This is a genomic window from Pseudomonas sp. LAMO17WK12:I10 (assembly GCF_900215185.1).
Taxonomy (GTDB): Bacteria; Pseudomonadota; Gammaproteobacteria; order Pseudomonadales; family Pseudomonadaceae; genus Aquipseudomonas; species Aquipseudomonas chlororaphis.
On record NZ_OBDX01000033.1, the window covers coordinates 38428 to 63938 of the forward strand.

30 protein-coding genes are annotated in these 25511 nt (G+C 61.2%); 19 read left to right on the plus strand and 11 right to left on the minus strand.

The window, feature by feature from the left end; translation table 11 throughout:
• Positions 1 to 28: 28 nt before the first annotated feature.
• The 6 genes from hemA (at position 29) to CRO75_RS27345 (ending at position 5398) form a co-directional block, all read left to right on the plus strand.
• On the plus strand, positions 29 to 1315 hold the full coding sequence (gene hemA / locus CRO75_RS27320) for a glutamyl-tRNA reductase (RefSeq protein WP_009050788.1): 1287 nt from the start codon (positions 29 to 31) through the stop codon (positions 1313 to 1315).
• Positions 1312 to 2394 carry a peptide chain release factor 1 gene (prfA, locus tag CRO75_RS27325; protein WP_007928353.1) on the plus strand — a complete coding sequence of 361 codons (1083 nt, stop codon included), beginning with the start codon at positions 1312 to 1314 and terminating at the stop codon, positions 2392 to 2394. Before hemA ends, prfA begins: the two co-directional genes overlap by 4 nt.
• A 6-nt stretch (positions 2395 to 2400) precedes the next feature.
• Positions 2401 to 3231, plus strand: a complete 831-nt coding sequence (gene prmC, locus CRO75_RS27330) for a peptide chain release factor N(5)-glutamine methyltransferase (RefSeq protein WP_097139430.1) — start codon at positions 2401 to 2403, stop codon at positions 3229 to 3231.
• A complete protein-coding gene (locus CRO75_RS27335) occupies positions 3225 to 3980 on the plus strand; it encodes a molybdopterin-synthase adenylyltransferase MoeB (protein WP_085532388.1) in 756 nt (251 codons plus the stop codon). The genes prmC and CRO75_RS27335 overlap by 7 nt, the downstream gene beginning before the upstream one ends.
• Positions 3973 to 4764 (plus strand): glutamate racemase, encoded by a 792-nt coding sequence (murI, locus tag CRO75_RS27340; RefSeq protein WP_097139432.1) that lies wholly within the window; start codon positions 3973 to 3975, stop codon positions 4762 to 4764. The genes CRO75_RS27335 and murI overlap by 8 nt, the downstream gene beginning before the upstream one ends.
• A gap of 115 nt (positions 4765 to 4879) precedes the next feature.
• Complete coding sequence (locus CRO75_RS27345) at positions 4880 to 5398, plus strand: acyloxyacyl hydrolase (RefSeq protein WP_007928361.1); 519 nt, start codon at positions 4880 to 4882, stop codon at positions 5396 to 5398.
• 7 nt (positions 5399 to 5405) lie between these two features.
• On the opposite strand, the gene CRO75_RS27350 is transcribed toward CRO75_RS27345, so the two are convergent.
• From CRO75_RS27350 to CRO75_RS27370, 5 genes are all read right to left on the minus strand, one after another.
• Complete coding sequence (locus tag CRO75_RS27350) at positions 5406 to 5711, minus strand: YkgJ family cysteine cluster protein (protein ID WP_009045559.1); 306 nt, start codon at positions 5709 to 5711, stop codon at positions 5406 to 5408.
• Positions 5712 to 5775: 64 nt separating this feature from the next.
• Positions 5776 to 7221 carry a deoxyribodipyrimidine photo-lyase gene (gene phrB, locus CRO75_RS27355; protein ID WP_097139434.1) on the minus strand — a complete coding sequence of 482 codons (1446 nt, stop codon included), beginning with the start codon at positions 7219 to 7221 and terminating at the stop codon, positions 5776 to 5778.
• Between the two features lie 13 nt (positions 7222 to 7234).
• Positions 7235 to 8170 (minus strand): MerR family transcriptional regulator, encoded by a 936-nt coding sequence (locus CRO75_RS27360; protein WP_097139437.1) that lies wholly within the window; start codon positions 8168 to 8170, stop codon positions 7235 to 7237.
• Between the two features lie 3 nt (positions 8171 to 8173).
• Positions 8174 to 9124, minus strand: coding sequence for a DUF523 and DUF1722 domain-containing protein (locus tag CRO75_RS27365; protein ID WP_097139439.1), 951 nt, complete (start codon positions 9122 to 9124; stop codon positions 8174 to 8176).
• A gap of 293 nt (positions 9125 to 9417) precedes the next feature.
• Positions 9418 to 10401, minus strand: coding sequence for an FAD-dependent oxidoreductase (locus tag CRO75_RS27370; RefSeq protein ID WP_097139441.1), 984 nt, complete (start codon positions 10399 to 10401; stop codon positions 9418 to 9420).
• A 196-nt stretch (positions 10402 to 10597) separates the two neighbouring features.
• Here CRO75_RS27370 and CRO75_RS27375 point away from each other — a divergent pair, with 196 nt between their 5' ends.
• Together CRO75_RS27375 and hemH are read left to right on the plus strand one after the other, a co-directional pair.
• Complete coding sequence (locus tag CRO75_RS27375) at positions 10598 to 11500, plus strand: TIGR01777 family oxidoreductase (RefSeq protein WP_097139443.1); 903 nt, start codon at positions 10598 to 10600, stop codon at positions 11498 to 11500.
• Between the two features lie 13 nt (positions 11501 to 11513).
• Positions 11514 to 12530, plus strand: coding sequence for a ferrochelatase (gene hemH, locus CRO75_RS27380; RefSeq protein WP_009045553.1), 1017 nt, complete (start codon positions 11514 to 11516; stop codon positions 12528 to 12530).
• A gap of 88 nt (positions 12531 to 12618) precedes the next feature.
• Here the strand turns inward: hemH and CRO75_RS27385 are convergent, their stop codons facing one another.
• Positions 12619 to 13893 (minus strand): uracil-xanthine permease family protein, encoded by a 1275-nt coding sequence (locus tag CRO75_RS27385; protein ID WP_097139444.1) that lies wholly within the window; start codon positions 13891 to 13893, stop codon positions 12619 to 12621.
• Positions 13894 to 13895: 2 nt separating this feature from the next.
• Positions 13896 to 14534: a uracil phosphoribosyltransferase gene (gene upp, locus CRO75_RS27390; RefSeq protein ID WP_007928379.1), complete on the minus strand. Its 639-nt coding sequence runs from the start codon at positions 14532 to 14534 to the stop codon at positions 13896 to 13898.
• A 167-nt stretch (positions 14535 to 14701) separates the two neighbouring features.
• Here upp and CRO75_RS27395 point away from each other — a divergent pair, with 167 nt between their 5' ends.
• The 6 genes from CRO75_RS27395 to CRO75_RS27420 all read left to right on the plus strand — a co-directional run bounded on the left by CRO75_RS27395 (position 14702) and on the right by CRO75_RS27420 (position 18741).
• Positions 14702 to 15259, plus strand: coding sequence for a hypoxanthine-guanine phosphoribosyltransferase (locus tag CRO75_RS27395; protein WP_007928381.1), 558 nt, complete (start codon positions 14702 to 14704; stop codon positions 15257 to 15259).
• Between the two features lie 3 nt (positions 15260 to 15262).
• Complete coding sequence (locus CRO75_RS27400) at positions 15263 to 15736, plus strand: WbuC family cupin fold metalloprotein (RefSeq protein WP_097139445.1); 474 nt, start codon at positions 15263 to 15265, stop codon at positions 15734 to 15736.
• Positions 15737 to 15826: 90 nt separating this feature from the next.
• Positions 15827 to 16312, plus strand: coding sequence for a hypothetical protein (locus tag CRO75_RS27405; RefSeq protein WP_097139447.1), 486 nt, complete (start codon positions 15827 to 15829; stop codon positions 16310 to 16312).
• Between the two features lie 63 nt (positions 16313 to 16375).
• Positions 16376 to 16663 carry a PA4642 family protein gene (locus tag CRO75_RS27410; RefSeq protein WP_007928384.1) on the plus strand — a complete coding sequence of 96 codons (288 nt, stop codon included), beginning with the start codon at positions 16376 to 16378 and terminating at the stop codon, positions 16661 to 16663.
• A 357-nt stretch (positions 16664 to 17020) separates the two neighbouring features.
• Positions 17021 to 17737, plus strand: a complete 717-nt coding sequence (locus CRO75_RS27415) for a molecular chaperone (RefSeq protein WP_158539508.1) — start codon at positions 17021 to 17023, stop codon at positions 17735 to 17737.
• Between the two features lie 26 nt (positions 17738 to 17763).
• On the plus strand, positions 17764 to 18741 hold the full coding sequence (locus CRO75_RS27420) for a fimbrial protein (protein WP_097139450.1): 978 nt from the start codon (positions 17764 to 17766) through the stop codon (positions 18739 to 18741).
• Positions 18742 to 18805: 64 nt separating this feature from the next.
• On the opposite strand, the gene mqo is transcribed toward CRO75_RS27420, so the two are convergent.
• Together mqo and CRO75_RS27430 are read right to left on the minus strand one after the other, a co-directional pair.
• Complete coding sequence (gene mqo / locus CRO75_RS27425) at positions 18806 to 20317, minus strand: malate dehydrogenase (quinone) (protein ID WP_097139452.1); 1512 nt, start codon at positions 20315 to 20317, stop codon at positions 18806 to 18808.
• A 731-nt stretch (positions 20318 to 21048) separates the two neighbouring features.
• Entirely contained in the window at positions 21049 to 21282 is a 234-nt protein-coding gene (locus tag CRO75_RS27430) for a hypothetical protein (RefSeq protein WP_097139454.1), read from the minus strand.
• Between the two features lie 206 nt (positions 21283 to 21488).
• Between CRO75_RS27430 and CRO75_RS27435 the strand changes: the two genes are divergently transcribed.
• Positions 21489 to 22073 (plus strand): YajG family lipoprotein, encoded by a 585-nt coding sequence (locus CRO75_RS27435; RefSeq protein ID WP_097139456.1) that lies wholly within the window; start codon positions 21489 to 21491, stop codon positions 22071 to 22073.
• Between the two features lie 159 nt (positions 22074 to 22232).
• Here CRO75_RS27435 and CRO75_RS27440 read toward each other — a convergent pair whose 3' ends face one another.
• Positions 22233 to 22439 carry a hypothetical protein gene (locus CRO75_RS27440; protein WP_007928392.1) on the minus strand — a complete coding sequence of 69 codons (207 nt, stop codon included), beginning with the start codon at positions 22437 to 22439 and terminating at the stop codon, positions 22233 to 22235.
• 187 nt (positions 22440 to 22626) lie between these two features.
• Between CRO75_RS27440 and CRO75_RS27445 the strand changes: the two genes are divergently transcribed.
• Positions 22627 to 22914 carry a hypothetical protein gene (locus tag CRO75_RS27445; protein ID WP_009045546.1) on the plus strand — a complete coding sequence of 96 codons (288 nt, stop codon included), beginning with the start codon at positions 22627 to 22629 and terminating at the stop codon, positions 22912 to 22914.
• A 108-nt stretch (positions 22915 to 23022) separates the two neighbouring features.
• Here CRO75_RS27445 and CRO75_RS27450 read toward each other — a convergent pair whose 3' ends face one another.
• Positions 23023 to 24192 (minus strand): 1-acyl-sn-glycerol-3-phosphate acyltransferase, encoded by a 1170-nt coding sequence (locus CRO75_RS27450; RefSeq protein ID WP_036997981.1) that lies wholly within the window; start codon positions 24190 to 24192, stop codon positions 23023 to 23025.
• A 139-nt stretch (positions 24193 to 24331) separates the two neighbouring features.
• On the opposite strand from CRO75_RS27450, the gene CRO75_RS27455 reads away from it, so the two are divergent.
• The 3 genes from CRO75_RS27455 to CRO75_RS27465 are packed head-to-tail and all read left to right on the plus strand — an operon-like array spanning position 24332 to position 25440.
• Complete coding sequence (locus tag CRO75_RS27455) at positions 24332 to 24514, plus strand: CPXCG motif-containing cysteine-rich protein (protein WP_007928395.1); 183 nt, start codon at positions 24332 to 24334, stop codon at positions 24512 to 24514.
• A gap of 10 nt (positions 24515 to 24524) precedes the next feature.
• Positions 24525 to 24785, plus strand: coding sequence for a DUF2007 domain-containing protein (locus CRO75_RS27460; protein WP_007928396.1), 261 nt, complete (start codon positions 24525 to 24527; stop codon positions 24783 to 24785).
• A gap of 34 nt (positions 24786 to 24819) precedes the next feature.
• Positions 24820 to 25440, plus strand: coding sequence for an SOS response-associated peptidase (locus tag CRO75_RS27465; protein WP_009045543.1), 621 nt, complete (start codon positions 24820 to 24822; stop codon positions 25438 to 25440).
• The last annotated feature ends 71 nt before the right edge of the window (positions 25441 to 25511 follow it).

Sequence of the window (25511 nt, forward strand, 5' to 3'; positions counted from 1 at the left end):
GGCTTCTCGACATCATCAGCGACCTTGAATGGCCTTCCTCGCACTCGGTATTAACCACAAGACTGCTTCAGTAGACGTCCGCGAGCGCGTGGCCTTTACCCCTGAGCAGTTGGTTGAGGCCTTGCAGCAGCTCTGCCGCCTCACCGACAGCCGCGAAGCTGCGATCCTCTCCACCTGCAATCGCAGTGAACTCTATATAGAACAGGATCACCTTTCGGCGGATGTCGTGCTGCGCTGGCTGGCCGAGTATCACCATCTGAGCCTCGAAGACCTGCGCGCCAGTGCCTATGTGCACGAAGACGATGCGGCCGTTCGTCACATGATGCGTGTCGCCTCGGGGTTGGACTCGTTGGTGCTGGGCGAACCGCAGATCCTCGGGCAAATGAAATCCGCCTATGCCGTGGCACGTGAGGCCGGAACCATAGGCCCGCTGCTGGGGCGGCTGTTCCAGGCCACCTTCAGTGCCGCCAAGCAGGTACGCACCGACACCGCCATCGGCGAAAACCCGGTTTCCGTGGCCTTTGCCGCGGTGAGCCTGGCGAAACAGATTTTCAGCGATCTGCAGCGCAGCCAGGCGCTGCTGATCGGCGCCGGCGAGACCATTACCCTGGTCGCCCGCCACCTGCATGACCTGGGGGTCAAGCGCATCGTGGTCGCCAACCGCACGCTGGAGCGCGCCAGCACCCTGGCCGAACAGTTTGGAGCCCATGCCGTGCTGCTGTCGGATATTCCTCAGGAGCTGGTGCACAGCGATATCGTCATCAGTTCCACCGCCAGCCAGTTGCCGATCCTTGGCAAGGGCGCGGTGGAAAGCGCGCTGAAGCTGCGCAAGCACAAGCCGATCTTCATGGTGGATATTGCCGTTCCGCGGGATATCGAACCGGAAGTCGGCGAGTTGGACGACGTTTACCTCTATACCGTCGACGATCTCCACGAAGTGGTCGCCGAAAACCTCAAGAGCCGCCAAGGCGCGGCGCAGGCGGCGGAAGAGCTGGTGAACATCGGCGCCGAGGACTTCATGGTGCGCCTGCGCGAGCTGGCTGCGGTGGATGTGCTCAAGGCGTATCGTCAGCAGAGCGAGCGCCTGCGCGATGAAGAACTGCAAAAGGCCCAGCGCATGCTGGCCAACGGCAGCAGCGCCGAAGACGTCCTGATGCAACTGGCTCGCGGCCTGACCAACAAACTGCTGCATGCGCCCAGCGTCCAGTTGAAAAAACTGACCGCTGAAGGCCGCCTGGATGCGCTGGCCATGGCCCAGGAACTCTTTGCCCTCGGTGAGGGCGCTTCGGACTCTTCGGATAAAAAACCGCAATGAAAGCGTCACTGCTCAATAAGCTGGATGTCCTCCAGGACCGTTTCGAAGAACTGACCGCGTTGCTTGGCGACGGCGAAGTCATTTCCGATCAGGCCAAGTTCCGCGCCTATTCCAAGGAGTACGCCGAAGTCGAGCCGATCGTCGAGACCTATAAACAGGTGCTCAAGGTCCAGGCCGACCTCGAGGGCGCCCAGGCGCTGCTCAAGGACAGCGATCCGGACATGCGGGAAATGGCGGTGGAAGAAGTCCGCGAGGCCAAGGAGCAACTGGTCGAGCTGGAAAGCACCCTGCAACGCATGCTGCTGCCCAAGGACCCGAACGACGGGCGCAACGTGTTCCTGGAAATCCGCGCCGGCACCGGCGGCGACGAGGCGGCGATCTTCTCCGGCGACCTGTTCCGCATGTATTCGCGTTATGCCGAGCGGCGTGGCTGGCGGCTGGAGATCCTCTCGGAAAACGAGGGCGAGCACGGCGGCTATAAAGAAGTCATCGCCCGGGTCGAAGGCGAGAACGTCTACGGCAAGCTGAAATTCGAATCCGGCGCCCACCGCGTGCAGCGGGTGCCGGCCACCGAGTCCCAGGGCCGCATCCATACCTCGGCCTGCACCGTGGCGGTATTGCCCGAGCCGGACGAACAGGAAGCCATCGAGATCAACCCCGCGGACCTGCGGATCGATACCTACCGCTCCTCCGGCGCCGGTGGCCAGCACGTTAACAAGACCGACTCGGCGATCCGCATCACCCACATCCCGTCGGGAATCGTGGTCGAGTGCCAGGAAGAACGTTCCCAGCACAAGAACCGGGCGCGGGCCATGTCCTGGCTATCGGCCAAGCTCAACGACCAGCAGACCAGCGCCGCGGCCAACGCGATTGCCAGCGAACGCAAGCTGCTGGTGGGTTCGGGCGACCGCTCCGAGCGCATTCGCACCTACAACTTTCCCCAGGGCCGGGTGACCGATCACCGCGTCAACCTGACCCTCTATTCCCTCGATGAAATCCTCGCCGGTGGCGTCGAGGCCGTGATCGAACCGCTTCTGGCCGAATACCAGGCCGATCAACTTGCGGCACTGGGCGAGTAAACATAAATGACCATCATCGCCAGCCTGTTGCGCGCCGCCCAATTGCCCGATTCGCCCACGGCCCGCCTGGATGCCGAGTTGCTGCTGGCCGCTGCCCTGGGCAAGCCGCGCAGCTTCCTGCACACCTGGCCCGAGCGGATCGTGCCCAGCGAAGCGGCGCTGACCTTCTCCAGTTACCTGCAGCGGCGCCGTTCCGGCGAACCGGTGGCTTATATCCTTGGCCAGCAGGGCTTCTGGAAGCTCGACCTGGAAGTGGCGCCACACACCCTGATTCCGCGTCCCGACACCGAATTGCTGGTGGAGGCGGCGCTGGAACTGCTGCCCGCCACCCCGGCCAGAGTGCTCGACCTGGGCACCGGCAGCGGCGCCATCGCCCTGGCCCTGGCCAGCGAGCGCCCGGCGTGGCGGGTCACCGCGGTCGACCGGGTGCTGGAAGCCGTGGCCCTGGCCGAACGCAACCGCCAGCGCCTGCAACTGGACAATGTCACGGTACTGAGCAGCCATTGGTTCAGCGCCCTGCAAGGCGAGCGTTATCAACTGATCATCAGCAACCCGCCCTATATCGCCGACACCGACCCGCACCTGGCGGCCGGCGATGTGCGTTTCGAGCCAGAGAGCGCCCTGGTCGCGGGCAAGGACGGGCTGGACGACCTGCGCCTGATCATCGCCCAGGCGCCAGAGCACCTCGAGGCTGGCGGCTGGTTGATGCTCGAGCATGGGTACGACCAGGCGCCGGCCGTACGCGACCTGTTACTCAGTCAAGGGTTTGCCGAGGTGCACAGCCGTGTCGACCTGGGCGGTCATGAACGCATCAGCTTAGGAAGCCTGCCGTGCTGAACGATCAGGAGTTGTTGCGCTACAGCCGGCAGATTCTGTTGCAGCACGTCGACATCGATGGCCAGTTGCGACTCAAGGCCAGCCGCGTATTGATCGTCGGCCTGGGTGGCCTGGGCGCTCCGGTGGCCTTGTACCTGGCCGCCGCGGGCGTCGGCGAGCTGCACCTGGCCGACTTCGATACGGTTGATCTGACCAACCTGCAACGCCAGATCATTCACGACACCGACAGTGTCGGCCTGAGCAAGGTCGATTCGGCGATGGGGCGTTTGTCCGCTATCAATCCCGAGATCCAGCTGGTGCCTCATCGCGTCGCGCTGGATGCCGACTCCCTGGCGGCCGCGGTCACGGCGGTGGACCTGGTGCTCGATTGCACCGACAACTTCTCGACCCGCGAGGCAGTGAATGCCGCCTGCGTCGCCGCCGGCAAGCCGCTGGTCAGCGGCGCGGCGATTCGCCTGGAGGGGCAACTGTCGGTGTTCGACCCACGGCGTCCCGAGAGCCCGTGCTACCACTGTTTATATGGGCATGGCAGCGAAGCCGAACTGACCTGCAGCGAGGCCGGTGTGCTCGGGCCGCTGGTGGGGCTGGTGGGCAGCCTGCAGGCCCTCGAGGCCTTGAAGCTGCTGGTGGGGTTCGGCGAGCCGCTGGTGGGCCGCCTGTTGTTGATCGATGCCCTGGGCACGCGCTTTCGCGAACTGCGGGTCAAGCGTGACCCGGGCTGCAGCGTCTGTGGAGGCCAGCATGCTTGAAGCGCCGATCGGCGTCTTCGACTCCGGCGTCGGCGGCCTGTCGGTGCTGGCGGAGATCCAGCAGCGCCTGCCCCATGAATCGCTGCTGTATGTGGCCGATTGCGGCAACATTCCCTACGGCGAGAAAACCCCCGAATTCATCCGTCAGCGTTGCAGCCTGGTCGCCGGGTTTTTCCGCGAGCAGGGCGCCAAGGCGCTGGTGCTGGCCTGCAACACCGCGACCGTGGCCGCTGTCGCTGACCTGCGTCGGGACTACCCGGACTGGCCTATCATCGGCATGGAGCCCGCGGTCAAGCCGGCTGCCGCCGCCACTCGCAGTGGCGTGGTCGGCGTGCTGGCCACCACCGGGACCTTGCAGAGTGCCAAGTTCGCTGCCTTGCTCGATCGTTTCGCCACCGATATCAAGGTCATCACCCGGCCATGCCCGGGCCTGGTGGAACGGATCGAAGCCGGGGACCTGCACAGCCCCGCGTTGCGCCAACTGCTGCAGGGTTATGTCGAACCGCTGCTGGCGGCCGGCTGTGACACCCTCATCCTCGGTTGCACCCACTATCCGTTTCTCAAGCCGTTGCTCAAGTCGATGATCCCCGAGGACATCAGCCTGATCGATACCGGGGCCGCGGTTGCCCGCCACCTGGAGCGCCTGCTCGGCGAGCGCGAGCTGTTGGCTGCGGGGCCTGCACGCCAGGCCCGGTTCTGGACCAGTGGCGATCCGTGTCACTTCAGACATATTCTGCCGTTGCTCTGGAAAGAGGCGGGAGCGGTGCAAAGCTTCGCTTTATAAAAAATCCTGCAGAAGCGCTGATTTGCGCTGAACTTCTGTTCAAGCACAGATTTCTATTAACGTGTCTGCGGAATCTGTACAACACCATACAAATCGTTTGAAAAGGATGTTCCTGATGAGACGAATGTTTTGTTTGGCTGCACTTGCAGCTGCATTACTGGGGCAAAGTTTTTCGGCACAAGCGGCCGGCGTCGAGTTTTCGGTGGGGCAGACCGGCGATTCGACCCAGACCTATCGCCTGGGCATGCAATTCGATTGGGACAAGAGCTGGCTGCAAAGCGATGTCGGTCGCCTGACCGGCTACTGGAGCGGCGCCTATACCTTCTGGGATGGCGACGAGAAGTCCAGCAACCACAGCCTGTCGTTCTCGCCGGTGCTGGTGTACGAATTTGCCGGGCAGAACATCAAGCCTTACATCGAGGCGGGGATCGGCGTGGCGGTATTCGCCAACACCGAGGTGGAGGACAACAAGCTCGGTTCGGCGTTCCAGTTCGAGGACCGCTTCGGTTTCGGCCTGCGGTTCAACGGCGGGCATGAAGTCGGTCTCCGTGCCACGCACTATTCCAACGCTGGCATCGCGACGCCCAACGACGGTGTAGAGAGCTACTCGCTGCATTACACCATGCCGTTGTAAGACCCTTTCAGCGATACGCCGTGGCGATGCCGCGGCGTTCGTTGAGGCAGTCCACTTCCCCCATCTCGAACTCCCGGCAGATCAGTGGCCGTTGTTCGTAGATGCTGCACAGCATGCTGTTGCGATCCAGCGCGGCACACCAACCATCATCCAGTCGCAACATGACTTCGCCGCCCCACTCGTCGGTGTCGATAAAACGTTCGGGCACCCCGGTTTCGGTGATCAGCATCACTTCCAGTTGGCAGCAGCAGGCCGCGCAGCTCGAGCAGGTGACCGCCGTTTCGGCGATCTGGGTGACAGGAATAGTGGTCATAGGCGCGCAGTGTAAGGCAGTGGCCGCAGGCTGTGTGAAACCACTGACGGACGCCTGCCGCCCCTTACTCCCGATACTCCTCGGCAGCCACCCGTGACGGCAGGTTCTTGAAGGCCGCCAAAGCGCGCTCGCGGGACATCGACAGATCGACCATCGGCGGCGGGTAATCGGCCACGCCGAACAGGCCGCCCATGGCGGCCGGATTGTGGATATCTTTTGCATTCAACCCCGCCAGCTCTGGCAGCCAGTGCTTGATGAAAGCCCCTTGGCTGTCGAACCTCTGCGACTGGCTCAAGGGGTTGAAGATGCGGAAGTAGGGCGCCGAATCGGTGCCGGTGGATGAACTCCATTGCCAGCCACCGTTATTTGCCGCCAGATCGCCGTCGATCAGGTGGCGCATGAAAAAGCGCTCACCGTGGCGCCAGTCGATCAGCAAGTTCTTGGTCAAGAACATCGCCACGATCATCCGCAAACGGTTGTGCATCCAGCCGGTTTCCAGCAACTGGCGCATGGCCGCGTCGATGATCGGCAGGCCGGTGCGGGCCTGCTGCCAGGCCGCCAGCTCATCGGGGGCATCGCGCCAGGCCACGGCTTCGGTTTCCGGGCGGAAGGCTCGGTGCCGGGACACCCGCGGATAACCCACCAGGATGTGTTTGTAGAACTCGCGCCAGAGCAGTTCGTTGATCCAGGTGACGGCGCCGGGGCTGCCGCTGGCGAACTCGCCCCGGTTGTTCTGCAGCGCCGCGTGCAGGCATTGGCGTGGCGACAGCACGCCGGCGGCGAGGTAGGGCGAAAGCTGACTGGTGCCGGGCCTGGCCGGCAAGTCGCGCTCGGCCTGGTAGTGGTCGAGCTGGGCCTCGGCAAAATGTGCCAGGCGTTGTTGCGCCGCGGTTTCACCGGCCGGCCAGAGCGCTTGCAGGTGCGGTCCGGGTGTCGGAAACCCTTCGACCTGCCGGGGCAGCGCATCGGCCTTTATCCTCAGCGCGGCTTGCGCCCTGGGAGCCGCCAGCTGTGGTGGCAGGGCGTTGTGCAGCCGGTTGTAGCAGACCTTGCGAAACTGGCTGAAGACCTGGAAGTAGCCGCCGCTCCTGGTCAGCACGCTGCCGGGCCGGAACAGCAGTTGGTCGAGGTAACTGTGGAAGCCCACGCCCTGGCTCTTCAGCAGGCTGGCCACCGCCGTATCGCGGCGACTTTCGTGGATGCCGTATTCCTCGTTGACGTGCAGCGCCTCGATGGCCAGTTCCCGGCACAGCTGCAACAGCACCTGGGGTGCCTGCTCCCAGCTCGGCGCTTGGCGGATCAGCAGCGGGATATTCAGCCGCGCCAGGTCGCCGCTCAGTTGTTCAAGGTTACGCAGCCAGAAGTCGACCTTGCACGGCGCATCGTCATGCGCCTGCCACTGCCGCGGGCTCAGCAGGTACAGGGCCACCGTCGGCCCGCGCTGGGTTGCGGCGCTCAGCGCGGTGTTGTCATGCAGGCGCAGGTCGCTGCGTAGCCAGATCAGTTGCATGGGAATTCCTGCATTAGAGAAGCCTTAGCCCGGTCAGGGTCTGGTGCGCCGAGAGCGGGTCTGCGGCGAGGTGCAGATTGGCGATCTCGGTAGTGCAGATGTCCAGTTCGGCGTGGTGGATGCTCACTGCTGGGCCGACGATGAGTACCGGGCAGTCGAGGCCGCCGAGCAGGCGTGGCAGTTGCCGCAGGTTGATTGACTGGCTCGAGTACAGCAGCACGCCTCGCGCTTTCAGGTGTTCGGCGGCCAGGGCCAGTTCACCGGGGGGCAGCGGCCAGTCGAAGACTTCCACGGGGCAGTCGGCATTGCTGATCAGCCAGGCGCAGAGCCACAGGTGTGGCTCCAGCGGCAGGTCCGAGTGATTGATCAGCAGCAGCGGGGCGCCTTGTAGCTGGCGATTGTTGTGATAGACCCGCACCGCGAATTTGCTGCGCAGCCAGGAATGGAAAAACACCCGCTCCATCCGCATGCCGAAGCGGCCCTGCCAGCGCTGTTCGAGTTCGCCCAGCAGCGGTAGCAGCAGGTGCTCGCACAAGGTTCGTGGCGGATAGAGCGCCATGGCCTGGTTGAAGCTTTCGTCGACCTGGCGCTCGGCCAGTTGGCTGATGGACTGGATCAGGCGCTGGCGTTGCAGGTGCCAGTCGTTTTGGGCCGGTTCGCTGGGCGCCGGCTCGGCGTCCAGCAAGTGCTTGACCTGGCTGACCGCCACCCCGCGATCGAGCCAGGTCAGGATCTTCAGGATGCGCTGCACGTGTTCGTTGGAAAACAGCCGGTGACCCTTGGCGGTGCGTTGCGGCACGATCAGCCCGTAACGGCGTTCCCAGGCGCGCAGGGTGACGGCGTTGACCCCGGTCTGGCGGGTCACCTCGCGAATCGGCAACCAGCCTTGCTCATGGGCGCTATCGGATTCGCTGGCGGATGCATCCGGGTCGAGCCTCGAGTCGTTCATGGTTCAGAGCGCGTTGCGCAGGCTGAGGCTTTCCGGGTGGGGCTGCAGGTACACCTGTTGCGCGATGTAGGGATCGGGGTGCCGGCGCAGGTGATGCTTGAGCAGGGTCAGCGGCACCACCAGCGGCACGATGCCGTGGCGGTACTGGGTGATGAGGTGCTGCATTTCCTGTTTGTCGTCGCGGCTGATGGCTTGCTTGAGATAGCCGCTGATGTGTTGCAGTACGTTGCTGTGGGTACGGCGGGTGGCGCACTTTTTCAGGGCCGCCATCAGCTGGCTGAAATAACGTGGGCCGATTTGCGCCGGATCGCTTTGGCCCATGCTGCCCAGCAGGGTGCCAAGGGCCTTGTATTGCTCCGGGTTGTGGGCCATCAGCAGGTATTTGTAGCGCGCGTGAAAGTCGGTCAGGCGGCGACGGCTCAGGCCCTGCCTGAGCACGTCCTGCCAGGCGCTGTAGGCGAATACCCGAGTCAGGAAGTTTTCCCGCAGCACCGGATCATTGAGCCGACCGTCTTCTTCCACCGGCAGGTCCGGATGGCGGCTGCAGAAAGCCTGGGCATGGATACCGCGTCCGCTGAGCTCGGCGGGGCGGCCCTGGTCCTGGTAGACCTTGACCCGCTCCAGGCCGCAGGACGGAGATTTCTGCATGAAGATGTAGCCGCAGAGGCTGTCCAGTTCAGCGGCCATGCGCTGGCCGTAATCGGTGAGTGCCCGGGTGACATCCATGGTTTGGTCGACGCTGCCAACGGCCCGCGGTTGCCGCGGATCGCCCACCAGGCGGATCGGTTCGCGGGGTGTACCCAGGCCAATGGCGACTTCCGGGCACAGCGGGACAAACTCGAAAAACTCAGCGAGGGCCTGGCTGCACAGGCGCGATTCCTTATGCCCGCCGTTGTAGCGCACAGGCGCCCCCAACAGGCAGGCGCTGATGGCGATTCTCGGCTTGTCGGGCATGTGAGAGGCTCCGGGTTTCATGTACAAAAATAAGATCTTGTACAACTTTGCCTCATCATAGGATCAAAGGTGTGCAAGTCAAATATTTTGTACAGCTTTGCCGCCCAGCCCTTCGGGTTGCGTCCTGCTCATCTGTCGTTCGATTGCTGGCTGGCTAACGCATGAGATTTTTGGTGCACGCTTTTCTTCGTCTCGGAACGGTCCGATCGGCAGAAGTGTGTTCGAGTCTTGAGCGGAGGAGACAGGCTGCTGTCCATTGCGACAGCAGCAAAACGTTACGCGGGGTGATGCGCTTACAGGTTTTCATGCAACCGGCGGGCGGCCTCCTGCCCGCTGAGCCAGGCTCCTTCGACGCGACCGGACAGGCACCAGTCGCCGCACACATAGAGTCCCAGGTCGACATCCGCCAGGGCTCCCCATTCATGGCTGCTCGCTGGGCGGGCGTAGAGCCAGCGGTGGGCGAGGCTGAAGCTGGGGGCGGGCATGGCGCTGTGCAGCAGCTCGGCGAATGCGCCGTGCAATTGTTCGATCACTGCTTCTTTCGGTAGGTCGATGTGCTGGCGGCTCCAGGTGCTGCTGGCGTGCAGGACCCAGGTGTCGAGGCCGTTGTCGCGCCCTGGCTTGCTGCGGTTGCGGGCCAGCCAGTCCAGCGGGCTGTCCTGTACGAAGCAGCCTTCCACCGGGGTTTCCAGCGCGGTCTCGAATGCCAGGGCGACAGCCCAGGTCGGGTCCATTTTCACCCCGGCGGCGGCACTCGCCAGTTTCGGTGCGGCGGCCAGCAGGGCGGTGGCCTGGGGGGCCGGCGTGGCGATGATCACGTGGCTGAACGGGCCGTGGGTGAAACCTTCGGCATCCTGCAGGTGCCAATGCTGTTCGCCGCGGTAGACCTCGGTGATGCGGCAGGCGAAGTGCACCTCCGTTTCGCCCAGCAGGCCACGGGTAATGGCACTCATGCGCGGGGTGCCGACCCAGCGGGTCTGTTCGTCCGGCGACGGGGTGAGCTGGCCGCCATGGAAGTTGTACAGCTGCGGCGTCCATTCGGCGGCCCAGCCATTGGCTTGCCAGCGCTGGACTTCGGTGACGAAGCGCCGGTCGCGGGCGGTGAAATATTGCGCGCCCATGTCCAGCGCGCCGGCGTCGCTGCGCTTGCTGGACATACGTCCGCCGCTGCCGCGGCTCTTGTCGAAGAGTTGCACGACATGCCCGGCGTCTCTCAGCGCCTGGGTGGCGGAGAGTCCGGCGATGCCGGTACCAATGATTGCGATGGGTACGGTCATAGGGGCCTCGTTTACCTTTCTGTGCAGACTACGCCGTCGTTAAGATCTGTACAATTTTGTTTTTTTGTATAACTTTCGGCGTTATCGGTTTTACAGGGTGTCCTATTGTTAAACACAGAGCCTGCCCGATTGAAAAGATCCCTGCTTATAAAAATAGACTAGTGATCCGGGTAAAACGCCACGCGAGGAAGATGTCATGCACATATTGCTGACCGGCGGTACTGGTTTGATAGGACGTCAGCTCTGCCGTCACTGGCTGACCCAGGGCCATCAGTTGACCGTATGGAGTCGTCGGCCCACCGAGGTGCCCAAACTCTGTGGCGCTCAGGTTCGCGGCATCGCCCGCCTGGACGAACTTGCAGAGGAACCGGTCGACGCCATCATCAACCTGGCGGGAGCACCGATCGCCGATCGGCCCTGGACTCACAAGCGCAAGGCACTGCTCTGGAGCAGCCGCATTACCCTGACGGAAAAGTTGTTGGCCTGGCTGGAAAGCCGGAGGCAGAAACCCGGGTTGCTGATCTCCGGGTCGGCCGTGGGCTGGTATGGCGATGGCGGGGAGCGCGAGCTGAATGAGGATTCGCCCCCGGTCAGTGAGGATTTCGCCAGCCAGTTGTGTATCGCCTGGGAGGAGACCGCGCAGCGTGCCGAGGCCATGGGCCTGCGTGTGGTGCTGATTCGCACGGGCCTGGTGCTGGCGGCCGAGGGCGGCTTTTTGTCGCGCTTGCTGCTGCCCTTCAAACTGGCACTGGGCGGGCCGATCGGCAACGGTCGGCAGTGGATGCCGTGGATTCATATCAAGGATCAAATCACCCTGATTGATTTTCTTCTGCACCGCAGTGATGCCAGCGGTCCTTATAATGCCTGCGCGCCGAAGCCGGTGCGCAATCGCGAGTTCGCCAAGACCCTGGGCAGCGTCTTGCACCGGCCGGCGGTAGTGCCGGTGCCGGCCTTTGTCTTGCGTGTCGGCCTGGGGGAATTGTCGTTGCTGCTGCTGGGTGGTCAGCGCGCGGTCCCCGCGCGGTTGCTGGCCGCCGGATTCACTTTCCAGTTCACTGATTTGCGCGCGGCCCTGGACGACTTGTCCAGCCGCCTCTGAAATAGGACGTTGCATGACCGATCACGCGTTGCTCCTGGTCAACCTGGGTTCGCCGGCCTCCACCTCGGTGGCGGATGTGCGCAGCTACCTCAATCAATTCCTGATGGACCCTTACGTGATCGATCTGCCGTGGCCCGTTCGGCGGCTGCTGGTATCGCTGATCCTGATCAAGCGTCCGGAGCAATCGGCCCATGCCTACGCTTCGATCTGGTGGGAGCAGGGTTCGCCGCTGGTGGTGCTCAGCCGCCGCTTGCAGGAAGCCATGACGAGTGAGTGGAAGCACGGCCCGGTGGAACTGGCGATGCGTTATGGCGAGCCGTCCATCGAGTCGGCGCTGCTGCGCCTGGTGGCCCAGGGGCAGAAGAAGATCACCCTGGCGCCGCTCTATCCACAATTCGCCGACAGCACCGTGACCACGGTGGTGGAGGAAGCCCGGCGGGTGATTCGGGACAAGAAGCTGGATGTGCAGCTTTCGGTGCTGCAGCCGTTTTACGATCAGCCGGAGTACCTCGACGCGCTGGTGGCCAGTGCCAGGCCGCACCTGCAACAGGACTTCGATCATCTGCTGCTGAGCTTCCATGGCTTGCCCGAGCGGCACCTGAAAAAGCTCAATCCCGGCCATAGCCTGGAAGGCGATTGCTGCCGCGACGCGACACCCGAGGTGGCTGCCACCTGTTACCGCGGCCAGTGCCTGAGCACGGCCCGGGCATTCGCCGAGCGCATGGGGCTGGCGGACGGCAAGTGGTCGGTGTCGTTCCAGTCCCGTCTGGGGCGTGCCAAATGGATCGAGCCCTACACCGAGGCGCGCCTGGATGAATTGGCCCGACAGGGCGTGAAGAAGATCCTGGTGATGTGTCCGGCGTTTGTCGCCGACTGCATCGAGACCCTGGAAGAGATCGGTGATCGCGGTCGCGAACAGTTCCGCGAAGCGGGAGGGGAGGAGTTGGTGCTGGTGCCGTGCCTGAACGACGACCCGCAATGGGCCAAGGCATTGAACACCTTGTGCGAGCGCGCGCCTTTGGCGTTGTAAACGCATCGCGGGCAAGCCTCGCTCCTACGGCAATGCCGTCTGTAGGAGCGAGGCTTGCCCGCGATGGATTTCCGGCTGACGCGGATCCTCAGATCAGCGGTTCCTCAGCCTTCTTGTTCTTCCAGCCATCGTTGCCCGGCAGGGTCAGGTTCAGCGCAATCGCGACGACGGCGCACAGGGCGATCCCTTTCAGGCCGAAGTCGTCCGGACCGGTACCGGTACCGATCAACACCCCACCAATCCCGAACACCAGGGTTACCGAGACGATCACCAGATTGCGGGCTTCGCCCAGGTCGATCTTGTGACGGATCAGGGTGTTCATGCCCACCGCCGCGATCGAACCGAACAACAGGCAGAGAATCCCGCCCATCACCGGTACCGGAATGCTTTGCAGCAGCGCACCGAACTTGCCGATAAACGCCAGGCTGATGGCGAAGATCGCCGCCCAGGTCATGATTTTCGGGTTGTAGTTCTTGGTCAGCATGACCGCGCCAGTCACTTCGGCGTAGGTGGTATTGGGCGGACCGCCGAACAGGCCGGCGGCGGTGGTGGCGATGCCGTCACCGAACAGGGTGCGATGCAGGCCCGGCTTTTTCAGGTAGTCGCGACCGGTCACGCTGCCGACCGCGATCACCCCGCCGATGTGCTCGATAGCGGGTGCCAGGGCCACGGGGACGATGAACAGGATCGCCTGCCAGTTGAACTCCGGCGCGGTGAAGTGCGGCAGGGCCAGCCAGGGGGCCGCGGCGATCTTCGCGGTGTCGACCACGCCGAAGTAGAACGACAGGGCAAAGCCCACCAGCACCCCGGAGATGATCGGCACCAGGCGGAAGATGCCTTTGCCGAATACTGCGACGATCAGGGTGGTCAGCAGCGCCGGCATCGAGATCATCATCGCCGTCTGGTAATGAATCAGCTCGCTGCCGTCGCCGGCCTTGCCCATCGCCATGTTGGCGGCGATCGGCGCCATGGCCAGGCCGATGGAAATGATCACCGGGCCGATCACCACCGGCGGCAGCAGCCGGTCGATGAAACCGGTGCCCTTGATCTTCACCGCCAGGCCCAGGAAGGTATAAACGAAACCGGCCGCCATCACCCCACCCATGGTCGCGGCCAGGCCGAACTGGCCCTTGGCGAGAATGATCGGGGTGATGAAGGCAAAGCTGGAGGCCAGGAATACCGGTACCTGGCGCCCGGTCACGAGCTGGAACAACAGAGTCCCGAGACCCGCCGTGAACAGCGCCACGTTGGGGTCGAGACCGGTAATCAGCGGCATCAACACCAACGCGCCAAAGGCCACGAAGAGCATCTGCGCGCCAGACAGCACCTGGCGCCAGAGCGGATCGTTGAACTCATCCTGCATGCTCAAGCGTCCTTCTGCTTGGTGCCGAAGATCTTGTCGCCGGCATCGCCCAGGCCCGGGATGATGTAGCCGTGCTCGTTGAGTTTCTGATCGATGGAAGCGGTGTAGATGGTCACGTCCGGGTGCGCTTTCTCGACGGCTTCGATGCCCTCGGGAGCGGCGACCAGCACCATGGCGCGGATGTCCTTGCAGCCAGCCTTTTTCAGCAGGTCGATGGTCGCGACCATGGAGCTGCCGGTGGCGAGCATCGGGTCGATGATCATGGCCAGGCGTTCGTCGATTTCCGGAACCAGTTTTTCCAGGTAGGTGTGCGCCTGCAGGGTTTCCTCGTTGCGGGCCACGCCCACGGCGCTGACCTTGGCGCCGGGGATCAGGCTGAGCACGCCTTCGAGCATGCCGATACCGGCGCGCAGGATCGGCACCACGGTAATCTTCTTGCCGGCGATCTTCTCGACCTGGACGGGGCCGCACCAGCCCGGAATCTCATAGGATTCGAGCGGCAAGTCTTTGGTGGCTTCGTACGTCAGCAGGGCACCGACTTCCTGAGCGAGCTCGCGGAAGTTCTTCGTGCTAATGTCGGCGCGGCGCATAAGGCCAAGTTTGTGTCGGATCAGCGGATGGCGGATCTCACGGATGGGCATAGGGAAAGGCTCCGGCGGCGGGCAAAAAAACCGGCCTAGATTAATCTATCCGAGGGTGTTGTCCTATAGACATCTAAGTACGTTAGTCCAGAAACGCTTGATCTGACCGGGCCGGATGCGTACCTTTGCTCGCTTTTCCGAAACTGCCACCCCCCTTGGAGAGCGCCATGTCCGCTGATCTCGAGCATATCCGTCAAATCATGCGCGAGGCTGACTGCCTGTACACCGAAGCTGAGGTCGAGGCGGCCATCGCCCGAGTCGGTGCACAAATCAATGAACAACTGGCGGAGCGCAATCCGGTGGTTTTCTGCGTGATGAACGGTGGCCTGATCTTCTCCGGCAAGCTGCTGACCCACCTGAAATTCCCGCTGGAAGCTTCCTACCTGCATGCCACCCGCTATCGCAACGAAACCAGCGGCGGCGAGCTGTTCTGGAAGTCCAAGCCGGAAGTGTCCTTCATCGACCGTGACGTGCTGATCATCGACGACATCCTCGACGAGGGTCATACCCTGGGCGCGATCATCGACTTCTGCAAACACGCCGGTGCCCGCGCGGTGCACACCGCTGTGCTGATCGACAAGGACCACGACCGCAAGGCCCGTCCCGACCTGAAAGCCGACTACGTCGGCCTGCCCTGCGTGGATCGCTACATCTTCGGTTACGGCATGGACTACAAGGGTTACTGGCGCAACGCTGCCGGCATCTTTGCCGTCAAGGGGATGTAAGCCATGAGCGAGCCGAGCTATCTGGATCAGTCGCTGTTTGCCGAGCTAGCCGAAAAAGCCTCGGCCAGCCCCCGTGGTCGCCATCACCACAATTTCCATCAGATGCAAGAGCCTTGTCACCGCATGGCGGTGGGGCTGCAGCCATCCACCTATATCCCGCCCCATCGTCATCTAGGTGACGACAAGGCCGAGACCCTGCTGGTACTCAAGGGGAGCCTGGGCCTGCTGATTTTCGACGACGCCGGTCAGGTGCTGGAAAAACGTGTGCTGCAGGCGGGTGGCGATTGCATGGGCGTCGACCTGCCGGTCGGCGTCTACCACGGCCTGGTGGTGCTTGAACCCGATAGCCTGATGTTTGAATGCAAGGCCGGGCCTTATCGTCCGGTCGGCGAAGGTGAACTGGCCGTTTGGGCGCCCCGCGAAGGCGAGCCGGGTGTGGCCGAATACCAGGCCTGGATGCGCGCCCAGTTCGACTGAGCGCCATCCTTGCGCTGGAGCTGTAGCCGCGCCTGCAAAAATCTGCGCTGACCCATGCTAGAGTGCCAGGCCTTGTGTCCGGAGCCTGTCATGAGCCTTTTGATTCGCAGTTGCGCTGCCTTTGTTCTGATCCTAAGCCTGCCCCTGGCCGCTGCCCCGGCGCCCATGCACGCGCAGTTCCTGCCCCCCGATGATCTGACCCTGCGTGACGTCGCTCCCGAGCAGCAACAGTTGTTGCAGGTCACCGAATACTCGGTGGTCATCGGCAGCCAGCGCCAATCCAACCAGCAACCGATCCCGGTCACTTCGCCGCTGCTGGTCCGGCTCAAGGGCAAGCCGCTGAACAAGGGCGCGACCATCAGCCAGGTGCTGGTGAATTTCGACGGCGAGAGCAAAAGCCTGAAAAAGCCCCAGTTCGACGCCAAGAGCAAGACCCTCACCCTGTTCTATCCATTGGCCCAGTATCGGGTGGTGATGGACCTGTTGCGCAACGACACGGTGTATTGCCAGTTCCTCAGCTACGCCAACGGCCACATCTGGGCCGATCTGCACACCGGCTCCGTACGCTCGCGTTGAGGCCCGACGCGGCCTGGGGGTAAACTGCCTGCCCCGTGAAATGTCTGCGAGCTGGAGTCGGCAATGCGTAAAGATAAGAAACAAGTGATTGGTGACGAGATCGGCGATGCGCAGATCAAACTGTTCCTCGATTTCGAGCCGGCCGACGCCACTTCGCCGTCCCTGCACAAGCTGATCAAGGCCTATCGTGGCCTGCGTATCGACGATTTCGAGCGTTTCCTGGTGTTTTTCGTCGAGGCCGGCTACGACCTGGACGGCAAGGACGAACACGGCAAGGACTTTGTGGCCCTGATCCAGGACCAGCGCAATGCCGCCGACTACATCGAACTGATCGAAAAAGCCCGCGGCTGAAATGTTCATGTGAAAAGTGGTAGATGCCGGGCCTTTCTTGGTGCTCAGACGATAAAGAGCAGTCTATGAGCAGGCATCCCTCTCCCCCCCTCCCGTCTTAATGCGCTCCTTGCAATCCTGTAGGTGAGGAGCAGCATGGGTGAATTGTGGTTGAAGTCTTCAACCCCAGCTTGCCCAATTGTTGAGCGAAGTAATGAGTCTTGGCCAACCGACCGATACCCGCTTGGCAGGGCCTCGGCGTCTTTTCTTGTAGATACTCTGCAGAAAGCTTATTGAAAATAAGATTAGTCTGATTCTTAATCATTGCTGTGCTCTTTATTATCTTGCATTCGCTTATCTATGAAGGTATGCATAATTATGTTGGGCATTTCGAAAGATCGAATGCGGGTGTTTTTTCTCTTGGTCGCTTTGATAGCGATGGTTAGTCAGGCGAACGCAGAATTGGTAATCGAAGGGACCAGGGTTATTTATCATGGGGCAAACAGAGAGGCAGTAGTAACAGTCTCTAATTTTGGTGAAAAAGTTGCGTTGGTACAAAGCCGTATAACCAACGATCAAAATAAAGATGATCTTGATGTTCCATTTGTAATAATCGAGCCGCTAATAAAAATCGAACCGCAAAGACGCCATCAGATTCGTATGATTTATTCTGGTGCCGGTTTGCCGCTGGATCGGGAATCAATGTTCTTTTTGAATGTTATGGAAATTCCAATAAAGTCTGGTAAACAAAACAGTGTGCAATTTGCTGTTCAACAAAGACTGAAACTGTTTTTCCGCCCCAAGGGCATGGAGGGAAGTGTTTCCGATGCTGTGGCTTCGCTACACTGGAAAAGGCTCCAGGATAGGGTGGAGGTTATAAATCCCAGTCGTCTTCATGTATCGCTAATGGATATTGCTTTCCAAACATCAGCGGGAACTGTTCCCGGTCTCGATTATTTGTTTCTTAAGCCAGGAGAGCAAAAGTATATTGATTTTAAGGTTTTATCCGGAATCGATAATGTAAAAGTTGAGTTTACTGAGATTAATGATGTGGGGTTGCAAGTTCCTCATGTGGCTAAGCTCTTTAGTAAGTGATTTTTTCTAACGGCGATGAGATAAAAATGAAACTCTCAAGAGTTATTTCAGTAATGTTTCTTTTGTTGTTTTGGATTCCAATCAAAAGCTTTGCTTTGTCATGCCTGGTAGATGGGAGCAGTAGTGCAAGCTTCAATGAAGCCCTGGGTACAGATTTAGCCGTACAGGCTGACGCCCCGAATGGGACAATTATCTGGGAGTCGCAATCCAGGTCTGTTCCCGTGATATGCGCTGACAACCGTGAAGTAGGGAAAGAAAGTATTTATTTTTACTTGAACCCAGCAAGTGTCAGTGTTGGACAAGGAATTCGGGTGGGAATTCGCTATAAAGGGATTGCCATCACACAATCCAGCGGAAAATACGATACTGGATATCATTCTCAGGAAGGGTGTAACTGGGCTAACTGCACTGGTTGGCGGTCTGCAAAATTCACATTAAATTTCTCTGTTTTTATAGAAAAGTACGGTACGACTCCAACGACAGGTCAGGCGACCAGCCTGACAAGTTACAGAGTCTTTCAGTTGGATGGTGTTGGTGGGTTGAATCCAACGCCCAACTCTAACTTGAATTATGTTCTGACAGGGCTCAATAAAATTCGTTTTGTTCCGTGTTCGCCAAAGTTAACTGTTACACCGAGTACGATTGATTTTGGGCGATTGTCTTCGGGGGGAGGGCAGAGCGGCCAGCAGATTACAGCCTCAAGATTCAGTCTGAATCTGAAGAGGGATTGCACTACGCCTTATACGGTCAATGCGCGGTTCACTCCTAAGACTGGCAGTATTTTAAATGGATTATTAGTCCCGGCAAATAACAGTTCTGTTGGTATTTCTTTGCTTCGGGCGGAAAGTAATGAAAAGCTTGCTTACAACAGCTGGTTCAAACTTACTGACATGACTGGAACCACCCCAGCTCGGATCGATCTCTTTGCGCAACTTCTCTGGCGCGCGAAGCCGGTGATAGGGCCGTTCGATGCTGCTGTGGTAATTGATCTGTTTTACAAGTAGTGGGCAAGCAAAATAAAAAACGCCCCGTTCTCCAAGAGAGCGGGGCGTTTTTCATGAGCGCGGCTTAAGCGTAGCTTTCGGCTTCGCTGCTCTGTTCGACCAGCTCCAGGCTGACGTTGTTCTCGCTGTTGATCTTGCGGTACAGCGCGGCGTCGGTTTCCAGGGCCTTTTCACGGGCCGGGAAGATTTCCTTGAGCTTGCTGGCCCATTCGCCGCTGGCCTTGGCCGGGAAGCAGCGCTCGATCAGTTCCAGCATGATCGAGACGGTCACCGAAGCGCCTGGCGAAGCGCCGAGCAGGGCGGCGAGGGAGCCGTCCTTGGCCGCGACCAGCTCGGTACCAAACTGCAGCACGCCGCCTTTCTTCGGATCCTTCTTGATGATCTGCACCCGCTGGCCGGCCACTTCCAGGCGCCAGTCTTCGGCCTTGGCCTCCGGGTAGAAGCGGCGCAGGGATTCCAGGCGCTGCTCCATGGATTGCATCACTTCGCTGACCAGGTACTTGGTCAGGTCCATATTGTTCTTGGCCACGGCCAGCATCGGGCCGATATTGCCGGCGCGAACCGACATCGGCAGGTCCATGAACGAACCGTGCTTGAGGAACTTGGTGGTGAAGCCGGCGTATGGCCCGAACAGCAGGGACTTCTTGCCATCGACCACGCGAGTGTCCAGGTGCGGCACGGACATCGGTGGCGAACCGACCGCGGCCTGGCTGTAGACCTTGGCCTGGTGATGCTTGACCACTTCCGGGTTATCGCAACGCAGCCACTGGCCGCTGATCGGGAAGCCGCCGAAGCCTTTGCTTTCCTCGATGCCCGAGGCTTGCAGCAGCGGCAGTGCCGCGCCACCAGCGCCGAGGAACACGAACTTGGCGTCGACTTCACGGGTGTTGCCGCTGTTGACGTCCTTGATGCTGACAGTCCAGCCGTTGTCCTTGTTGCGTTTCAGGCCGGTCACGCGCTTGCAGTACTTGACCTGGGCATCGGGTGCGCTGGTCAGGTGCTTGAGCAACTGGTTGGTCAGGGCGCCGAAGTTGACGTCGGTGCCGTTGATCACACGGGTGGCGGCGAGGACTTCATCAGCCGCGCGCCCCGGCATCATCAGCGGCATCCACTCGGCCATCTTGGCCTTGTCTTCGGTGTATTCCATGTCCGCGAAAGCGTGGTGCTTGCTCAGCACTTCAAAGCGCTTCTTCAGGAAGGACACACCGCTGTCGCCCTGGACGAAGCTCAGGTGCGGCACCGGGCTGATAAAGGACTTGGACGAGCCGAAGGTGCCTTTCTTGGTCAGGTAGGACCAGAATTGCTTCGACACCTCGAACTGGGTGTTGATGTGCACGGCTTTCTTGATATCGATGGAACCGTCGGCGGCCTGTGGCGTGTAGTTCAGCTCACAGAGGCCGGCGTGGCCGGTACCGGCGTTGTTCCACGGGTTGGAGCTTTCCGCGGCACCCGAATCCATCAGCTCGACGACTTCCAGCTTGATCGCGGGGTCGAGCTCCTTGAGCAGTACAGCGAGGGTGGCACTCATGATGCCGGCCCCAACCAATACGACGTCTACTGCTTCGTTATGCGCCATTAACGCGTCTCCAAAATCTGCAGCACCAAATTGACGGCATAGCTGCCAGGAGTAAGGGGCGGTTCACGTTATGCCCCGGGTCACTCATGGCCAGGATCGCCATGTCCGAATCTTCGCAATTTTTCGCAACTTCGACGGACGCTACCAACCGGGCCTGATCCGCGTATGAACGCATTTCAGGGCAGGGCGGGCAATTCGACTTATGGTCAAGAGTCCGTTTGTGCAACCAAATCCGTAGCGGACAGGCTTCAAGCGCAAGTATCTGAGGCGTGCTCGGTCCTGTGTAATCGGGCTGTTGTAGACGCTAATGGTGCCAGTACAGACGCAAAACTATTCATTTGCTCGCCACACTCTTGTGAAGTTGTGAAAACCCGTTTTTTCACGCTCTTTTGAAGACGTGAACCTCAAAAAAGGGCTGTCCAAGCCTGGCACCGGCCCGAGGGGTGAATGCCGACATGGAGCACGTGGCATTAACGGGCGAACAGCTTAGTGGCCGAGCAATGGCAGCTCTGCAGATGCGCGAAAAGCGGTGGGTTGCAAGATGAACAGCAAGCACGCCGGCTTCACTCGATCTGTGTGGGCGGCTCTCTGTGGGCAATGCGGGGAGCTGAAGCTGATGCATCAGCGATGCTGCGAGGCCCGATCAGGAGACGTCCTTATAATCGGGGGCAGATTGTAACGAAGAAACGCGCAGAAATGATCCTGTTTAATGACTTTTATTAGGCTTTTGGTCAGGCGGCCATCATCGGTTGCACCCGGGCGCGGGCAATGCGTGGGCTGACGCGGGCGCTGGCGGGTAGCGGCTGGTGCAACCAGTTGAGACGGATTTCCTCGATTTCCACCCAGCCGTCGCCCATTGGCGGCACTTTGCAGTGCTTGAAAGCCTGGCAGCGGCCCTGCGGGTCGAGCTTGGCGAAGCTGCGGTATTTCTGGCGCGGAGCGAACAAGGACCAGAGGAAATGCATGGCGATGTACCTGTTGGGCAGTTGCGATGAAGAATGCCGCCCGGGCGTTACATGGCCATGTAACGCTCGTGACGGGGAGGTTACAGCAAGCGCCTGGTACCGAACCTGTATGAGAGCTGACTGACTCGCGCCGGGCCGCTGGTTAGCGGCCGCTGACCCCCGCTATACTGCGCGCCTGTCTGTGCCTGATTTCTGGAGAAATGAGCATGTTGCAACGCCTGTTGTTCGGTTTGATCACTGTGACCAGTTTGACGCTGGCTGGTTGCGCCCATAGCCCGCAACAACTCAGCCCGGAACCGAAGCTCACCACTCAGCTCGCGCCGGTCGGCCATGGCCAGCCCGTGGTCGTGAAAGTGGTCGATGGCCGTCCGTCGCCAATCCTGGGTACCCGCGGCGGGCTGTACCCTGAAACCAGCGCGATTACCGTCCAGGGCGCGCAGATCCTGCCGAAGCTGCAGGCCCAGGCCGAAGCCGCGGTACGCCTGCTGGGCTTTACCCCGACCGCCAATGCGCTGAACGCTCCGCAACTGACCGTGACCCTGGCCGAGCTGAAGTATCAGTCGCCCAAGGAAGGCCTGTACGTGACCGAGGCCACCATCGGCGCGACCTTCCGTTCCGATGTGCAGAACGCCAACCGCCGCTACAGCGGTCGCTACGGTGCGTCCCTGGACCAGCGTTTCGGCATGGCGCCGAACCAGGAAACCAATACCAAGCTGGTCAGCGACGTACTCAGCGACGCCTTGACCCGTCTGTTCAAGGATCCGAGCATCGGCCAGATTCTCGGCGAATAATGTGAGCCTTGTGTAGCCGCTGCCGCAGGCTCGGGCCGCGTTCGGACGATAAGGCCCGAAGGGCCTTGCTTGACGCCTTGAGCTCCCTACACAAAAAAGCCCGGTTTCCATTGGAAACCGGGCTTTTTTATTTCCTGTTGATTCCTGTCAGGCCAGAAGTCACGCCGCCTCGACGTAAAAATCCAGCACGCTGACGCCTGTCAGCAGGTCGGTTTCCGGCAGATCGGCATGCTGGTGCCCGCCGAGGGCGCAATACACCAGCCAGTGGCGGTCCTGGACGTTGAAGGCCAGGGCGCCGACCAAGGCTTCCTGTTCGTCGCTGGGGGCGATCAGGTAGAGGCGGTCCTGGTTTTCTGCGTGCAGCATGACAAGCTCCGTGTCGGTTTCGAGGGGCGCCAGACTGGCCTGTTTGTATGACGAACGTATGACAGGGCGAATTAACCGGCAGGCGGCTTGTTATCTGTCGGAAAGCCCAGGCAGAAAGTGGGCCTTTGGGTAAAATCCGCGCCGCGAGCCGCCAGGGCTCGTTATCCGGTTTCATTCGAGGTTCGTGATGTCGCTGCAACTGATCTGGTCGCTGTTCAGCGCCCACCCCGCCAAGCTGATCAATATTCTTGCCTTGCTGTTCGCCTTTCCCGGTAGCTGGTTGTTGCACGCCACCCGACGTCGTGAGCAGCGTGCGCTGGCCAATCTGGCCGCCCAGGGCCAATCCCGCTCCCAGGATCTGCCGGCGCAGGCGTTGGACGACGCGACCTTGCGCATGAACCGGTTCTTCTACCGCTTCGGTTTTGCCTGCCTGGGGCTGGCGTTGCTGGTGTCCTGGATCAGCACCCGATTCTGAAAGCCGAGGCCGCTCTCGCGAGCAAGCTGGCGATCGGCATCGTTTCCCGGCACACATTGCACAAACGACAACGGCGCCTTCTGGCGCCGTTGTCGTGTGCGGTGAGCGTTATGGCAATGCCAGTCCCGCCTTGACCCGATACTGATTGCGCACCGGCGTCGCATACTGCAGCACCAGGTACGGGCGATGTTCCTCCGGGCAGGCGTCCAGGCGCCGTTGCCACTCTTCCTGGGCCTTGGCCAGTTCGTCCGCCGGGAACACCTGGGCCGCGCTCGGAACCTGCAACGCCGGGTCGGCATCGCTCCACTGGGCGTAGGCCAGGTAATGCACCGGGAACAGGCGATAGCCGCCGAGGATCTGCCGGTCCATCTCCACCGCCAATTGCTTGGTGTCCTCGAACAACTCGCTGATCGGCGCGGCGAAGTTCACGTGGACCCGGCCTTTATAGCCGGTGATGCCCTTGGCGATGCTGATGTCGTCCTCGCCCGGGGCCTTGGTGTAGCTGCCGGTGGTGGCGCGGATATACAGCTCGCGGGCCTTGGCCTGATCGCAAGGGTCGTATTCGTAGCTGATCGACACCGGGGTCAGGTTCAGCGACTGGATGACTTCGCCGAACGGCTCGTCCTTGCGGCTCATGTGGAACATCTTGAGGATCGCCGACTCGGTACGATCGTCGCCGTCCTTGGCCCGGCCTTCGGCCTGGGCGATCCAGATCGACGCGCAATCGTTGCGGATCGAGTGGTTGATGTAGGCCGACAGCAACTGGTAGGCGGCCATCTTTTCCCGGCGACCGGTGATCGAACGGTGCACGATGAAGCTCTTGTTCAGACGCATCAGGTCGCTGACGAAAGGCTTCTGCAGCAGGTTGTCGCCGATGGCGATGCGCGGGGTTGGCAATCCGGCGTGGTACACCGCGTAATTAACGAAGGCCGGGTCCATCACGATGTCGCGGTGGTTGGCGATGAACAGGTAGGCGCTGCCGGACTTGAACTGCTCGACCCCGGTGTAGGTCACGCCGTCGGTGGCCCGTTCGATGGTGTGGTCGACGTAGAACTCGACCTTGTCCTGCAGGGTCGCCACCGACGTGACCGCGGCGAACTCACGGCGCAGCCGATGAGCTATAAGGGGTTTGAGCAGCCAGCCGAAAGCGCCGGCAAAACGCGGGAAGCGGAAGTGGGTGAGGATATCTAGAAACGCCTTGTCGCCGAGCAGTCGAGCCAGCACCGCTGGTACTTCACTGTCGTCGTAAGGTCGGATGGCATCGAATTCGCCCATCATGCTCTCTTGTTGGAAACGGCTAGGTAAGAAAAGGTTTGGATCGAAAAATAGCCGGGCGCGGTCTGAAAAGTAAGCTCAGATCTCAATAGCCCTGCAAATAGACCGGCGATTATACGCACAAGTCACTCCGGAGGCCGCGATGCTGGAAACCGAGCGCTATCAATGTCCCTACTGTGGCGAAGAGGCCGAGGCTGTACTGGACCTGTCCGGGGGCGATCAGCAGTACATCGAGGATTGTCCGGTCTGTTGTCGGCCCATTGTGTTCACCCTGCAGACCGACGGTCAGGAGTGGATGCTCGACGTGCGCAGCGAAAACGAGTGACGGGGGCTTTATGCAGCGAATCTACGAACCGGAAAACCTGCTGGAGGCGGAGTTGCTCCAGGGCATGCTGGCCAGCGAGGGGGTCGAGGCGCATCTGGTGGGGCGGGATTTGCTTGGCGGTACCGGGGAGTTGCCCATGTTCGGCCTCCTTGGGCTGGCGGTGGATAACGACCAGGCGCAATACGCTCGGGAGCTGATCGCCGCGTACAATGCCGCGCTGCCGATGCCCGGCGACGAGCCGGCCAATCATGCCGGCGTGCTGATCTGTTAGGCTGGCCGCCGATTTTCCGAGAGTTGTTTGCCCCATGTGTGGACGTTATGCCCTGTTTCGCTGGAACCAAGCGTTTGCCGCCTTGCCCGGATTTCCGGCGGACCAGCAGGCGCAGTGGAACATTTCGCCCAACGATTCGGTGCTGATCCTGCGCAGCAGCGACGGCCAGCGCAACCTTGCCCGTGCCCGCTGGGGGCTGACGCCGCCCTGGCTGACCGATCTGTCGCGCACCCCGGCCCATGCCCGTGCCGAAACCCTGGCCGAACAGCCGATGTTCCGCGAAGCCTTTCGCCAGCGCCGCTGCCTGCTGCCGGCCAACGGTTTTTACGAATGGCGCGGCGGCACCCGCAAACGCCCGTACTGGCTGACGCCGGGGGAGGGTTCGTCGCTGTTCTTCGCGGCGATCTGGGAAGCCTATCCGGTGCAGGAACAGGTCTGGCTGAGCACCGCGGTGGTCACCCAGCCGGCGGCCAGCCAGCGTCGGCCATTGATTCTCGATGCCCAGGGTCAGGAAGCCTGGCTCGACCCCGATACACCGTTGCCGGTGCTGCAAGCCTTGCTGGCCAGTCCACCGGCCGCCTTGCGCGAGCGGGTGCTGGCCAACCTGGTGAACGATCCGAAGCTCAACGCCCCGGAATGCCTGACCCCGGGTTGACGCCGTCCCTGAATCGCGTGGCCTGATTCGGCGAGCGCTTCGCACGGAGTGCCGTCCAGCTCGATCGCAGC